Annotated in this window: 11 protein-coding genes and 1 rRNA gene; 7 read left to right on the top strand and 5 right to left on the bottom strand. The window is 72.4% G+C overall.

Features of this window, described 5'->3' with window-relative positions:
• Positions 1–78 (top strand): 5S ribosomal RNA (rrf, locus tag E2B92_RS17260); the annotation flags it as partial.
• 105 nt (positions 79–183) lie between these two features.
• Here rrf and E2B92_RS17255 read toward each other — a convergent pair.
• The 5 genes from E2B92_RS17255 to E2B92_RS17235 are packed head-to-tail and all read right to left on the bottom strand — an operon-like array spanning position 184 to position 5,632.
• On the bottom strand, positions 184–1,494 hold the full coding sequence (locus E2B92_RS17255; RefSeq protein ID WP_126887870.1) for a DUF58 domain-containing protein: 1,311 nt from the start codon (positions 1,492–1,494) through the stop codon (positions 184–186).
• Positions 1,495–1,505: 11 nt separating this feature from the next.
• Positions 1,506–2,489: an AAA family ATPase gene (locus tag E2B92_RS17250; RefSeq protein ID WP_126887869.1), complete on the bottom strand. Its 984-nt coding sequence runs from the start codon at positions 2,487–2,489 to the stop codon at positions 1,506–1,508.
• Complete coding sequence (locus tag E2B92_RS17245) at positions 2,486–3,712, bottom strand: DUF4350 domain-containing protein (RefSeq protein WP_126887868.1); 1,227 nt, start codon at positions 3,710–3,712, stop codon at positions 2,486–2,488. The genes E2B92_RS17250 and E2B92_RS17245 overlap by 4 nt, the downstream gene beginning before the upstream one ends.
• A complete protein-coding gene (locus E2B92_RS17240; protein ID WP_126887867.1) occupies positions 3,709–4,398 on the bottom strand; it encodes a DUF4129 domain-containing protein in 690 nt (229 codons plus the stop codon). Before E2B92_RS17240 ends, E2B92_RS17245 begins: the two co-directional genes overlap by 4 nt.
• Before the next feature lie 4 nt (positions 4,399–4,402).
• A complete protein-coding gene (locus tag E2B92_RS17235; RefSeq protein WP_126887866.1) occupies positions 4,403–5,632 on the bottom strand; it encodes a hypothetical protein in 1,230 nt (409 codons plus the stop codon).
• Between the two features lie 182 nt (positions 5,633–5,814).
• Here E2B92_RS17235 and mtnA point away from each other — a divergent pair, with 182 nt between their 5' ends.
• The 6 genes from mtnA (at position 5,815) to hpf (ending at position 13,360) form a co-directional block, all read left to right on the top strand.
• Positions 5,815–6,972 (top strand): S-methyl-5-thioribose-1-phosphate isomerase, encoded by a 1,158-nt coding sequence (gene mtnA, locus E2B92_RS17230; RefSeq protein WP_126887865.1) that lies wholly within the window; start codon positions 5,815–5,817, stop codon positions 6,970–6,972.
• 4 nt (positions 6,973–6,976) lie between these two features.
• Positions 6,977–7,666 (top strand): two-component system response regulator MtrA, encoded by a 690-nt coding sequence (gene mtrA / locus E2B92_RS17225; RefSeq protein WP_187740742.1) that lies wholly within the window; start codon positions 6,977–6,979, stop codon positions 7,664–7,666.
• A gap of 1 nt (position 7,667) precedes the next feature.
• Positions 7,668–9,674: an MtrAB system histidine kinase MtrB gene (gene mtrB, locus E2B92_RS17220; RefSeq protein WP_126887864.1), complete on the top strand. Its 2,007-nt coding sequence runs from the start codon at positions 7,668–7,670 to the stop codon at positions 9,672–9,674.
• A complete protein-coding gene (locus E2B92_RS17215; RefSeq protein WP_126887863.1) occupies positions 9,664–11,520 on the top strand; it encodes an LpqB family beta-propeller domain-containing protein in 1,857 nt (618 codons plus the stop codon). The genes mtrB and E2B92_RS17215 overlap by 11 nt, the downstream gene beginning before the upstream one ends.
• Before the next feature lie 88 nt (positions 11,521–11,608).
• The gene (locus E2B92_RS17210) at positions 11,609–12,340 is read left to right on the top strand and encodes a ComF family protein (protein ID WP_126887862.1); all 732 of its coding nucleotides are present in this window, start codon (positions 11,609–11,611) and stop codon (positions 12,338–12,340) included.
• 333 nt (positions 12,341–12,673) lie between these two features.
• Complete coding sequence (gene hpf, locus E2B92_RS17205) at positions 12,674–13,360, top strand: ribosome hibernation-promoting factor, HPF/YfiA family (RefSeq protein ID WP_126887861.1); 687 nt, start codon at positions 12,674–12,676, stop codon at positions 13,358–13,360.
• Positions 13,361–13,487 lie beyond the last annotated feature (127 nt).

The following is a 13,487-nucleotide window of genomic DNA, read 5'->3' as shown; positions in this document are numbered from 1 at the left end:
CCGAACCCGGAAGCTAAGCCTTTCAGCGCCGATGGTACTGCAGGGGGGACCCTGTGGGAGAGTAGGACGCCGCCGAACAAATTTTGTGGGAAAGCCCCGCACCTCTGGTGCGGGGCTTTTTCGCGTTATAGACCAGGAAACAGTACCGACCGGGGCTGACTCCCGGTCGGTTTTGTGTTCCGCTCAGAGGCGGCCCGCCGCTTTCAGGGCGAGATAGGCATCGGCAAGGGCCGGCGCGAGCTTGTCGGGGGTGGCGTCCACGACGGTGACGCCATGGCGCTGGAGCTGTTCCGCCGTACGGCGGCGCTGGGTCTGGGTCTGGGTCCCGGCGGCCGCCTCGTACACGGCTTCGACGGTCCCGCGTGCCTTCGTCATCGCCTCCGTGTGAGGGTCCGAGACAGAGGCCACCAGAACGGTGTGGCGGCGGGTGAGCTGCGGAAGCACCGGGATGAGACCCTCCTCGATGGGCGCGGCTTCCAGGCTGGTGAGGAGGACGATCAGCGAGCCGCGCGGGGCGTGGGTGAGAGCGGCCGAGCTGAGGCCGCGCCCGTCGGTCTCGACCAGCTCGGGTTCGAGCGGCGCGAGGGCGTTCACGACGGCCGGGAGGAGGTCGTTGGCGGAACGGCCCTGGACGCGGGCGCGGACACGACGGTCGTACGCCAGCAGGTCGACCCGGTCGCCGGCTCGTGAGGCGAGCGCGGTGAGGAGGAGAGCGGCGTCCATGGAGGCGTCGAGACGAGGCACGTCACCCACTCGGCCGGCCGACGTGCGGCCAGTGTCGAGGACGATGAGGATGTGCCGGTCGCGCTCGGGACGCCAGGTGCGTACAGCCACGGTGGTCTGCCGGGCCGTTGCGCGCCAGTCGATGGAGCGGGTGTCGTCGCCGGGGACGTACTCGCGGAGGCTGTCGAACTCGGTGCCCTGGCCGCGGATGAGGACGCTGGTGCGGCCGTCGAGTTCGCGGAGGCGGGCCAGCCGGGACGGCAGGTGCTTGCGGCTGGTGAAGGGAGGCAGCACGCGGACCGTCCACGGGACCTCGTGATTGCCCTGGCGGGCGGCGAGGCCGAGCGGTCCGTAGGAGCGGACGGTGACGCGTTCCGCGTGGCGGTCGCCACGGCGGGTGGGACGGAGAACCGTGGTGACGCGTCGGCGTTCGCCGGCCGGGATCGTCAGCTTGTGGCGGGACGCGGCCTGTTCGGTGCCGGGGAGCCAACTGCTGGGAGGCCAGGCATCGCGGAGCTGGGCGCGGAGGCGGCGCCGGGACGGGTTGGCGACGGTGAGATGCACGTCGGCGGCGTCACCGAGTCGAACGCTTGTGTCACCACTTCGAGTGAACCGCAGCGTTCGCACTGGCGCGGCGAGCGCGTAGTCGCACAGAATTGCGAGTGAGAGGGGCGCGTTGACAGCGAGCATCCCCGTCCAACTGGGGGCGAGGATGCCGACGGGGAGAGAGCCGATGGCGGCGAGGAGCGCGGTGCGTCCGGTGAGAGCCACGGTTCACTGCCTCATCGGGGAACGGGGACGTGGGCGAGGATGGCCGTGATGACGGAGTCGGCGGTGACTCCTTCCATCTCGGCCTCGGGCCGCAACTGGATGCGGTGACGGAGGGTCGGCAGAGCCAGGGCCTTCACGTCGTCAGGGGTGACGTAGTCGCGGCCGGTGAGCCAGGCCCAGGCGCGGGCGGTGGAGAGCAGTGCGGTGGCGCCTCGCGGGGAGACGCCCAGGCTGAGCGAGGGGGATTCACGCGTGGCACGGCAAATGTCGACCACGTAACCGGCGATCTCGGGGGAGACCGAGGTCTTGGCGACGGCCGCCCGGGCGGCTTCGAGTTCGGCGGGACCGGCGACGGGACGTACGCCGGCGGCGTGCAGGTCTCGCGGGTTGAAGCCCTCGGCATGCCGGGTCAGGACGTCGATCTCGTCCTGGCGTGAAGGGAGAGGGACCGTCAGCTTCAGCAGGAAGCGGTCGAGTTGTGCCTCGGGGAGGGGGTACGTGCCCTCGTATTCGACCGGGTTCTGGGTTGCGGCGACGAGGAACGGCTCGGGGAGCGGACGGGGAGTGCCGTCGACCGTGACCTGGCGCTCTTCCATCGCTTCCAGCAGGGACGACTGGGTCTTGGGCGGCGTGCGGTTGATCTCGTCGGCGAGCAGGAGGTTGGTGAAGACCGGGCCGGGCTGGAAGGAGAACTCTGCGGTGCGGGCGTCGTAGACCAGGGAGCCGGTGACGTCGCTCGGCATCAGGTCGGGCGTGAACTGGACGCGCTTGGTGTCCAGTTCGAGGGACGCGGCGAGCGCGCGGACGAGCAGCGTCTTGGCGACGCCGGGCACACCCTCCAGGAGGACGTGGCCTCGGCAGAGCAGGGCGACGACGAGTCCCGTGACAGCGGGGTCCTGCCCGACCACGGCCTTCGCGATCTCGGTGCGCAGCGCTTCCAGGGAGGAGCGGGCGCTGTCCGAGTTCTCAGCGGTCTCGGGGGTCGGGGCACTCATGAGGTGCGTACCTCTCTTTCGAGGGCGTCGAGTTGGTCTGCGAGGAGAGTGAGCGCGGCGTCGTCGGAGGGAGCCGGGCCGAAGAGGAGCGTGGGGAGGTCTCTGTCCCCGTGGGCGAGGCGGGCCGATACGGCGGGGAGCAGGGTCTCGGGTGAATGGGCTGCCGTCGCGGGGACGCCGAGGAGGGGTGCGAGCCGGGAGCGGGTGGCGGTGCGCAGGACGGCGGCCGCGCGGTCGCGGGCGTTCGCCCGGTGGTAGAGGCGGGCGCGGCCTTCGGTGGATTCGGAGGCGCGGATGGCGACGGGGAGGTGTTCGGTGACGAGAGGACCGAGGCGCCGGGCGCGCCAGATGGCGGCGAGGACGGCGGCCAGGGCCAGTTGGAGGGTCCCCCACAGCCAGCCCGAGGGGATCAGTTCGAGAAAGCCGCTTTCACCGGCGCGTTCTTCCGGGTCGTCGCCGCTGCCGCTGCCGCCGCCGTTGGCGGCGGAAGGGTCACTGAGTGAGGGGAGGTACCAGACGAGATGGGGCCGGGAGCCGAGGAGTTGGAGGGCGAGCGAGGCGTTGCCCTGCTTGTCCAGGCGTTCGTTGTGAAGGATGTCGGGGGAGCCGAGCAGGACGGTGTCGCTCCCGGCGGGGCCGTTGACCCGCAGCAGGGTGGCCCGGCCGTCGGCGGGGTAGCAGGCGTCGCTGCCGGGGAGCTGGGTCGTGTAGCGCTCGCCGCCGAGGTCGGCGTCGCCGGCGCGTGTGGCGGCGGGCAGGGAGCACCTGGGGGCCAGTGCCGAGACCGGGGCGGGGGAACCCGTGGTGACCCCGGGGGCCAGGGTGCCGACGGAGGGTGCCCCGGCGGCGACGAGCACGGTGCGGCCGCCGGAGGCCTGCATGTCGCGATGGAGGACGCTCTGCTGGTGGTCCGTCAGCAGGTCCGGGGTGGCCACGAGGAGCGTGGTGTCGGCGCCGGTCGCGGTGGTGGCCTCGTCGAGCGTGGTGACGACGCGGGTGGTGACACCGCGTTGGTCGAGGAGTTCGGCGACGGCGCGGCTGCCGGTGGGGTCGGCGGAGCGGGGGTCGAGGCGGCCGTGCCGGGCGTCCGACCGCACGAGCGCCATGACGATGCCCGCGACGATGAGGATGGCCAGGGCGAGCAGGAGCCCCCTGGTCCGTCTCCAGATCTGGTGGGCGGTGAGGGAGGTCGAGGTGGGGGCGGCCGTGGACGTGGTGGTCATCCGGCCGCTCCTCGGGGGGCGTCACTGAGCTGGGGCTTGGCCCGTTGCAGGGCGGTGTCCAGGTCCGTGAGGCGTTGGTACGTGGGCCGGTCGGCGGAACGGCCGCCGTATGTGACGTCGTCGAACGCGCGGGCGGCGGCGCGGAGCTCGTCCGCATGGGCGGGGAGGGGGCGGCCGGCTTCGGCGGCGGCCTCGTCGGCGGTGCGGCCGGGGCGCGGGTCGAGGACGGTGCGTTCCTCCAGGGAGCGCACGATGGCGCGCATCCGTTCCTGGACGGCCTGGTTCCAGCGGTCGGCGGCGGCGTGCGCTTCGGCGGCGGTGCGGTGTTCGGCCGCGCTGCGGAGGCGGTCGTCGAAGAGGGAGTCGGAGGTGGTGGGGGTGCGCCGGGGGGTGCCGAGGCGCCACCACAGGGCGGCCACGAGGGCCATGACGACGAGGGCGACGGCCACGAGTCCGAGTGCGCCTCCCGGGGTGGCTCCCGAGGCGGAGCCGAAGAGTTCGCCGACCCAGTTCCAGAATCTGTCGAGTGCGCGCTGGAGCAGGTTCGGGTCGTTCTCGTGGTACATGGGATTCGACAGCTCCCGCTCCGCCGCCTCACGGGCGGGGACGCGGGGGGTGTCCAGTGGTACGTCGTCGTTCGCGTGGACCAGGGGCCACGCCGTCGTCACGCCCCCCGTGATCGGCACCGCATCAGCTCCTGGGGGTGGTGTCGCCGGGCGAGGGGGAGCCGTATCCGGGTACGCCGGCCGCTCGGGCCAGGTCCAGGTCGAGGGCCTCCCGACGGATGCGCTGGTCGATGTAGAGGAGGACGGAGACGCCCGAGGAGATCGGGTAGGTGATCGATGCGGCGATCACCGAGCCGATGCCGGTGATGATCAGGAAGGGCCAGCCGAACTCCGGGGCCGAGCCGGTGAACAGTCCGCCGAGGCCGTTGCCGTCCACCGCGAACGCGATGAGGGTGAACGGAATCGCGATGATCATCGAGATGAGGAACATCAGCAGCATGGTCAGCGTGAGGACGCCGAAGATCCGCCACCAGGCGCCCTGGACCAGCTTGGCCGAGCGCCGGAGGGATGCCATCACGCCCTGGCGTTCCAGCATCAGTGCCGCGTAGGAGAGGCTGAAGCGGACCAGGAGCCAGAGGATGACCACGGCGGCGGCGACACCGCCCAGGGCGGCCAGCAGCGCGCCCCCGGGGCCGCCGAGGAGGAGCCCCGGAACCAGCCCGACGGTCATCAGGACGGCACTGAGCAGCGGCAGCAGCAGGGTCAGGCCGAGGAGCTGGGGGAGCCTGGGGCGGGCCTCGCGCCAGGCGTCGGCGAGGGTCACCGGGCGTCCGAGCACGGCACGGCTGATCACCATGGTGAGCAGGGCGGTGGTGACGAAGGTGCCGATGAGCGTGATGAGCGTCGTGGGGCCGAGCGAGATGAGGCTCGCCTTGAGCGACTCGACCGACTGCTTCAGGGCTTCCTGCGGGGTCGGGTCCGCGCTGAGCCGCGGGGGCACCGGCACGAGGTAGCGCTGGACCAGGATGTCGCCGATCTGCGTGATGACGGAGACCGTGAGCGTGATGCCCAGGACCGTGCGCCAGTGGGCGCGCAGGGTGGAGACCGCGCCGTCGAGGATCTCGCCGACGCCGAGCGGGCGCAGCGGGATGACGCCGGGCTTGGCGGCGGGCGGGCGGCCCCAGCCGCCCTGGTACTGACCGCCGCCCCAGTTGGGTGCCGGGGCATGGGGCGGAGTCGGGCCGGGCCGGGCCGGGCCGGTCGGCGGGGACCACTGGCCGGCGGGCGGCTGCTCCTTGGACCACTTGGAGGCCGCGCCGGGCGCGTCGGAGGGCTCGGCCGGGCGGGGCACGTCGGAGCCCTGGCCCTCGGAGGGGGAGGATCCGGGCGAGGCCCAGCCCGGAGTGTCATTCACGGTCGTCCACCTCGTGCGTTGGTCGCGGTGCAGGCTCGTCGAGCCGGCTCGGTCACGGTGCTGGGCCGCCGTGTGGGGCGGCAGGTCGGCTGCCATGGTGCCACGCGCCGTTCGTGGCCGGGCCTGGGGCCGGATGTCCTTGGCACCTTCATTGTCGGTGGTTCAGCGGGCAGACTGGGCGGATGGCTGATCAGTACGCACGAACCCCTGGCGTCGCCGAACCGCCCACGCTTCCCTCCCTGCGCTGGGAGGAGCCTCCGGAAGGGCCCGTGGTGGTGCTCCTCGACCAGACGAGGCTGCCCGCCGAGGAGGTCGAGCTGGTCTGCACGGATGTGCCGGCGCTGGTCCGGGCGATCCAGACCCTCGCCGTGCGGGGCGCGCCGCTGCTGGGCATCGCCGGCGCCTACGGCGTCGCGCTGGCCGCGGTGCGGGGCTACGACGTGGAGGAGGCGGCCGGGCTGCTGGCAGGGGCGCGGCCCACCGCCGTGAACCTCGGGTACGGGGTGCGGCGGGCGGCGGGTGCGTACCGGGCGGCGCTGGAGAAGGACGGGGACGGGGAGCAGGCCGCCCGGGCGGCGCTCGCGGAGGCCAGGGAACTGCACCGGGAGGACGCCGAGGCGAGCATGCTGATGGCGGGGCACGGACTGGCGCTGCTGGACGAGCTGCTGCCAGGCGGCGGCCACCGGATCCTCACGCACTGCAACACCGGGGCGCTGGTCTCGGGCGGGGAGGGGACGGCGTTCGCCGTGGCGCTGGAGGCGCACCGGGCGGGCCGGCTGCGGCGGCTGTGGGTGGACGAGACGCGGCCACTGCTGCAGGGGGCGCGGCTGACGGCGTACGAGGCGGCTCGCAGCGGCATGGCGTACACGCTGCTCACGGACAACGCGGCGGGCTCGCTGTTCGCGGCGGGGGAGGTGGACGCGGTGCTGATCGGGGCGGACCGGATCGCCGCCGACGGTTCGGTGGCGAACAAGGTGGGGAGCTATCCGCTCGCCGTGCTGGCCCGGTACCACCATGTGCCCTTCATCGTGGTGGCGCCGGTCACGACGATCGACCCGCACACTCCGGACGGGGCGTCCATAGAGGTCGAGCAGCGGGCCGGGCAGGAGGTCACGGAGCTGACCGCGCCGCCGCAGGTGGCGGCCGGAGCCGGGGGAGCGGGAGCGGTCGGCGGGCTGCCGGTGGCGCCGCTGGGGACGCAGGCGTACAACCCCGCGTTCGATGTCACGCCGCCCGAACTGGTGACGGCGATCGTCACCGAGCTGGGGGTGCTCTCCCCGGTCACGGGGGCCGGAATTGCCGAGCTGTGTGCCAGGTCACGCCAGGTAACGATTAGCTAATGGGATGATGTCGATTATGAAGGGACGCGTCCTTGTCGTCGACGACGACACCGCACTGGCCGAGATGCTCGGGATTGTGCTGCGTGGTGAGGGTTTCGAGCCGTCGTTCGTAGCGGACGGCGACAAGGCACTTGCCGCTTTCCGGGAGGCCAAGCCGGACCTGGTGCTGCTGGACCTCATGCTGCCCGGACGGGACGGCATCGAGGTGTGCCGGCTGATCCGGGCCGAGTCCGGCGTGCCGATCGTCATGCTCACCGCCAAGAGCGACACCGTCGACGTGGTGGTCGGGCTGGAGTCCGGTGCCGACGACTACATCGTCAAGCCGTTCAAGCCGAAGGAGCTGGTCGCCCGCATCCGGGCGCGGCTGCGGAGGTCGGAGGAGCCCGCGCCGGAGCAGCTCACCATCGGTGACCTGGTCATCGACGTGGCGGGCCACTCGGTGAAGCGGGACGGGCAGTCGATCGCGCTGACTCCGCTGGAGTTCGACCTGCTGGTCGCGCTGGCGCGCAAGCCGTGGCAGGTGTTCACCCGTGAGGTGCTGCTCGAGCAGGTGTGGGGTTACCGCCACGCCGCGGACACGCGGCTGGTGAACGTGCATGTGCAGCGGCTGCGCTCCAAGGTCGAGAAGGACCCGGAGCGGCCGGAGATCGTCGTGACCGTCCGTGGTGTCGGTTACAAGGCCGGGCCGAGCTGACATGTCCCGCGGCAGTGCTGCTCCGAAGCCCGGGAACCCGGGAGTCCGTGCGGGGCGGGCTGCCGGGCCGGGGCGTCAGCCATGGCGGCCGGGCCGGCTGCTCCAGGACGGGGCACCGGGCGGGCCGGTGCTCCGGCTCCTGGTGCGCCTTCTGCGCCGTCCGCTGCTCCCGGCGGTACGGCTGTGGCGGCGCAACATCCAGCTCCGGGTGGTCGTCGGCACGCTGCTGATGTCGCTCGGGGTGGTGCTGCTGCTCGGGTTCGTCGTCATCGGTCAGATGCGCAACGGTCTGCTGGACGCCAAGGAGCGTGCGGCGCAGAGTCAGGCGTCGGGCGGGTTCTCGGCGGCCCAGACCAAGGCGGACGAGCAGACGGGATCCGGCGGGCCGGACGGCGGGACCGCGCGGGCCTCGCTGAACTGGCGGTCCGACCTGGTCGTGCAGCTCGCGAGCGGTGGCCAGGGCGCGTTCAACGTGGTCGCCCTCAGCTCCGACACGGCGGGCTCGGCGCCCAGCCGGGGCGCCCGGGCCTCGGGCGGTGTGGAGCCGGCGCGGAGCATTCCGGTGAAGCTGCGCGAGTCGGTGGCGCAGGAGCCGGGGACGTTCCAGACGTACACCCGCATCCACTACTCGGACGGCAAGCTGTCCGAGGCGGGGCTGGTGATCGGCAAGCGTCTCAATGACATCGACGGCAATTCGTACGAGCTGTACTACCTCTTCCCGCTGACGCAGGAGGAGGACTCGCTGGCGCTGGTCAAGACGACGCTGGCGACGGCCGGCCTGTTCGTGGTGGTGCTGCTGGGCGCCATCGCGTGGCTGGTGGTGCGGCAGGTGGTGACGCCTGTGCGGATGGCGGCCGGGATCGCCGAGCGGCTGTCGGCGGGCCGGTTGCAGGAGCGGATGAAGGTCACGGGCGAGGACGACATCGCCCGGCTCGGCGAGGCCTTCAACAAGATGGCGCAGAACCTCCAGCTCAAGATCCAGCAGCTCGAGGAGCTGTCGCGGATGCAGCGCCGGTTCGTCTCGGACGTCTCGCACGAGCTGCGGACGCCGCTGACGACCGTGCGGATGGCGGCCGACGTCATCCACGAGGCGCGGGAGGACTTCGACCCGGTGACGGCGCGCTCCGCCGAGCTGCTGGGCGACCAACTGGACCGGTTCGAGTCGCTGCTGGCGGACCTGCTGGAGATCAGCCGCTTCGACGCGGGCGCCGCGGCGCTGGAGGCGGAGCCGATAGACCTGCGCGAGGTCGTGCGCCGGGTGATCGGTGGCGCCGAGCCGCTGGCCGAGCGCAAGGGCGGCCGGATCATCGTGGTGGGCGACGAGCAGCCGGTGGTCGCGGAAGCGGACGCGCGCCGCGTCGAGCGGGTGCTGCGGAACCTCGTCGTCAACGCCGTGGAGCACGGCGAGGGCCGGGACGTGGTGGTGCGCATGGCCGCCGCGGGCGGCGCCGTCGCCGTCGCGGTGCGTGACTACGGCGTGGGGCTCAAGCCGGGCGAGGCGACGCGGGTGTTCAACCGCTTCTGGCGGGCGGACCCGGCACGCGCGCGTACCACCGGTGGTACGGGGCTGGGGCTGTCGATCGCCGTGGAGGACGCCCGGCTGCACGGTGGCTGGCTGCAGGCGTGGGGGGAGCCGGGCGGCGGTTCGCAGTTCCGGCTGACGCTGCCGCGTACGGCGGACGAGCCGTTGCGCGGCTCGCCGATACCCCTGGAGCCCGAGGACTCGCGGCGCAACCGGGAGCGGGCGGCCGCGGAGGACGCCTCGCAGGGCCCGGGCCGGCTGCCGACGGTGCCGGGGCAGAACGCCGGGTCGGCCCGTACGGGTCTGGCCGCCGTTCCCCGGAATGCGCTGCCCCCGCGGCGGGCCGCCCAGGTGGCGGCCGACCCGACGGCCCTGCCGGGCAACGGGGCCCGGGTGGTGGCGCGCGGGGCAGGTGAGGAGACGGGCGAGGACGCCTCGTCCACGGCGCAGGAAGTCAAGCGGGAGGGTACGACTCGTGGGCGCTGAGCGTCGTCGCGGCCGTGGACCTGCGGTGCGCGCAGCCGCGCTGCTCGGATGCGGTGTGGTGCTGGCCGGGTGCGGTGCGATGCCGGACTCCGGGGACGTGTCCCCGGTGCGGGCGTCCAACCCCGGCGACTCCCAGGTCCGGGTGTATCCGGTGTCGCCCCGGGAGAACGCGGAGCCGGACGAGATCGTCAACGGCTTCCTGGAGGCGATGACCGGTGACGACCCCGGCTTCGCGACGGCCCGGACGTACCTGACCAAGAAGGCGGCGCGGGAGTGGAAGCCCGAGGAGAGCACCACGGTGCTCATGGCCGCCCCGGTCAGCAGGCGGGAGCGCAGCGGCATCCGTGAGCCGCAGGAGCGTCTCGTGTACTCGCTGCACGGTGAGCAGATCGCGACGGTGGACAGCCGCCACGCCTACCAGCCGGTGGGCCGGGCGAAGTACGCCGGGGCCATCCAGCTCGTGCAGGCCCCGGGCCCGGACGGCAAGGGCAAGGAGTGGCGCATCGACAACCTGCCGTCGGGGCTGCTGCTCGGCGAGTCGGACTTCCAGCGCAACTACCGCTCGGTGAACACGTACTACTTCGCCTCCGGCCGGCACTGGGTGGTGGCGGACCCGGTCTACATCCGGCAGCGCCAGGACCCCGTGACGCGGATGGACCCGGTGGCGCAGACGGTCAAGGCGCTGCTGGAGGGGCCGACGAACTGGCTGGACCCGGTGGTGGATTCCAGTTTCCCCACGGGTGTGGCGCTGAAGGACGGCGTGACGTCCCTGACGCCCGACGAACAGAACAAGCTGAAGGTGCCGCTCAATAAAAAGGCGGACAATATCGGGTACGGCACGTGCCGGCGGATGGCCGCCCAATTGCTGTTCACCGTCGGGGATTTGGCGTCCACCAGGGTGGCGCAGGTGGAGTTGCAGAGCGAGGACGGGCGCCGGCTGTGTGTCCTGGAGGAGAGCCAGAAGGAGAACTACCGGGCCGATCCGTCCAGCGGCCTCCAGGTGAACCCCTATTTCCTCGACGCGTCGGGCCGGCTGGCGAAGCTGGAGGCCACCGCGGAGAACGTGGGCAGGCCGTCGCTCGTGCCCGGCCCGTTCGGCAGCGGGGCGGTCAAGGTGGGCAAGGTCGCCGTCGCCCGCGGTGAGCGGCGGGCGGCCGCGGTCTCGGACGAGGACCGCGACCTGCGGGTGGCCTCCGTGGTCTCGGACGCGGACGTGGAGCTGCCGCAGCCGGTGGTGCACAGCAACGGTGCCCGGCCGGAGGACCGCCTGTCCGCGCCGAGCTTCGACGGCCGCGGCGGCCTGTGGGTCGCCGACCGCGACCCGGCGAACCCGCGGCTGCTGTACATGCCGGACGGCAGCGCCGAGCCGGTGCAGGTGACCGCTCCCTGGCTCACCGACGGATGGCGCATCGAGTCGCTGCGGGTGTCCGAGGACGGCGTCCGCATGGCGCTGCTGCTGACCAAGGACGGCCGGACGACCCTGCACATCGGGCGGATCGAGCGGCACGGCGCCGGGGCGAAGCACAAGGTGCAGGTCGTGGACCTCCAGGCCATCGCCCCCCGCATGGAGTCGGTGACCTCGATGTCGTGGGCGGGGCAGAGCCGGCTGGTCGTGCTGGGCAAGCTGGCCGGCGGTGTCCAGCAGGTCCGGTACATCCAGACGGACGGTTCGACGTCGTCGGCGGCGATTCCGGGGCTGAACCAGGTGAAGGTCGTCGCGGCGGCGAACAACGAGCGCGCGCCGCTGGTGGCGGCGTCCGCCGACGACGGCATCGTGCGGCTCCAGGCGGGCGCGAACTGGCAGCCGATGGTGGAGAAGGGAACGTCCCCGGTCTACCCCGGCTGAGCCCCGCCTCCTGCCGATCGCTCGGGCGCGCGCGGACGTGGTTTTCCACAGGGGTGGCCGCGGCCCCGGGCCCTTGGGACCGTGGCGTATGCGCTGGTGGTGGCGGGAAGTCATCGGGTTGGTGCTGCCCGGTGCCTGCGAAGGGTGCGGGCGGGGCGGTACGCCGTCGCTGTGCGAGGTGTGCGTACGGGCGCTGTGCGGACACGGCGGGCGGCGGGTGAGGCCCGTGCCGGAGCCGGCCGGGCTGCCGGTGGTGTGCGCCGCGGCGCCGTACGCGGACGCGGTACGGGCGGTGCTGCTCGGGCACAAGGAGCGCGGCGCGCTGGGGCTGGCCCGGCCGCTCGGCGTCGCACTGGCGGGGGCCGTAAGGGCCTCTGTGGCGGCTTCTGGGGGCTCGGGAGGCAGGCCCCTGCTCCTTGTACCGGTGCCGTCCGCGCGGCGCGTGGTGCGGGCGCGTGGCCACGATGCGACGCGGCGGGTCGCGCTGGCGGCCGCGGCCGAGCTGCGGCGTACGGGGAAGGCGGCGCGGGTGCTGCCGCTGCTGCGGCAGCACAGGGCGGTGGCGGACCAGGCGGGGCTGGGCGCGCGGGAGAGGCTGGCGAACCTGGCGGGGGCGCTGGAAGTGATGCCCGGCGGGGGACGGCGGGCGGCGGCCGGGAGGCCCGTCCTGGTCGACGATCTCATGACCACGGGAGCCTCGCTCGTCGAGGCGGCGAGGGCACTGCGTGCCAGTTTCGAGCCGCCATTCGGGGCATGCGTACGGGTGAGCGCGGCGGTCGTCGCCGCACCGCCACTGTCGTTCGAAATAAACCGGAACTGACGGGGAACTTGCTTCGTTGCACGTTCAGAGAGAGTGAAAACACCTGATCGGAGGTTCGTGCGGATAGCGGGTGCCGACATCCGTCCGATCGAGCTATGTTCGGGTGTGAGGAATGGCGAAAGCCGCGCTTCACCGAATGCACTGCCGTGTTTCCGGACGGTTTCCGGGGCAGGGTCAGGACATCCAAGGTGGTGGGGTGGGGATCTTGCCGACGGGGGAGGAGGAGGTCGAGTCGCCAAGTCCGAGGCTCCGGTACTCACCGGGGTCTGGTGCAAAAGGGAGATGCTCGCCGGCCGGTGGGCCGGCAGGAGCGATCCGGGAACGGAGTTCTGCGTGGACATCGTCGTCAAAGGCCGCAAGACCGAGGTGCCCGAGCGGTTCCGCAAGCACGTGGCCGAGAAGCTGAAGCTGGAGAAGATCCAGAAGCTCGACGCCAAGGTGATCAGCCTCGACGTCGAGGTGTCCAAGGAACACAACCCGCGGCAGGCGGACCGGTCGGACCGTGTGGAAATCACCCTCCACTCCCGTGGGCCGGTGATCCGGGCGGAGGCGGCGGCAGGCGACCCCTATGCAGCCCTTGACCTCGCGACGGGCAAGCTCGAGGCGCGACTGCGCAAGCAGCACGACAAGCGCCACACCCGCCGCGGCAACGGCCGTCTGTCGGCCGCGGAGGTCGCCGACGCGGTTCCGGGCGTGGCCCGTCTGAACGGGAACGGCGCCGTGGCGGTGGAGGAGCGCGAGTCGGTTCCCACGAAGAGGATGGGCTCGCTCGAAGTGCGGGGCGAGGGGCCCCTGGTGGTCCGCGAGAAGACCCACACGGCCGCCCCGATGTCGCTCGACCAGGCTCTCTACGAGATGGAGCTGGTCGGGCACGACTTCTACCTGTTCGTCGACTCCGAGACCAAGCAGCCCAGCGTCGTCTACCGGCGGCACGCCTACGACTACGGCGTCATCCACTTGGAGAGCGACCCGCTGGCCGGCTCCGAGGCAGGCGGTGCGGGTGGCGCACTCGGTGGCTGACGGCGGCTGAACCACACCGGTGGTGCCCCTGGAGCGCGGTGTGCGCCCCCAGGGGCGCCCCCGTGCGCCCACAGGATCACCGCTCCGCCGTCCGGGCATGAAATCATGGCGGGGCACGCCAACCGAT

The sequence above is a fragment of the Streptomyces sp. WAC05374 genome, from assembly GCF_004353505.1.
Taxonomy (GTDB): domain Bacteria; phylum Actinomycetota; class Actinomycetes; order Streptomycetales; family Streptomycetaceae; genus Streptomyces.
Note: the sequence above shows the minus strand (reverse complement) of the source record. Positions and strands in the feature narration are given on the sequence as shown.

Bases quoted from the DNA above. Each gene is read 5' to 3' on its own strand.
- mtrB (WP_126887864.1), top strand. From the start codon at position 7,668: ATGTCCCGCGGCAGTGCTGCTCCGAAGCCCGGGAACCCGGGAGTCCGT.
- mtrA (WP_187740742.1), top strand. From the start codon at position 6,977: ATGATGTCGATTATGAAGGGACGCGTCCTTGTCGTCGACGACGACACC.
- E2B92_RS17250 (WP_126887869.1), bottom strand. From the start codon at position 2,489: ATGAGTGCCCCGACCCCCGAGACCGCTGAGAACTCGGACAGCGCCCGC.
- mtnA (WP_126887865.1), top strand. From the start codon at position 5,815: ATGGCTGATCAGTACGCACGAACCCCTGGCGTCGCCGAACCGCCCACG.
- E2B92_RS17210 (WP_126887862.1), top strand. From the start codon at position 11,609: ATGCGCTGGTGGTGGCGGGAAGTCATCGGGTTGGTGCTGCCCGGTGCC.
- E2B92_RS17245 (WP_126887868.1), bottom strand. From the start codon at position 3,712: ATGACCACCACGTCCACGGCCGCCCCCACCTCGACCTCCCTCACCGCC.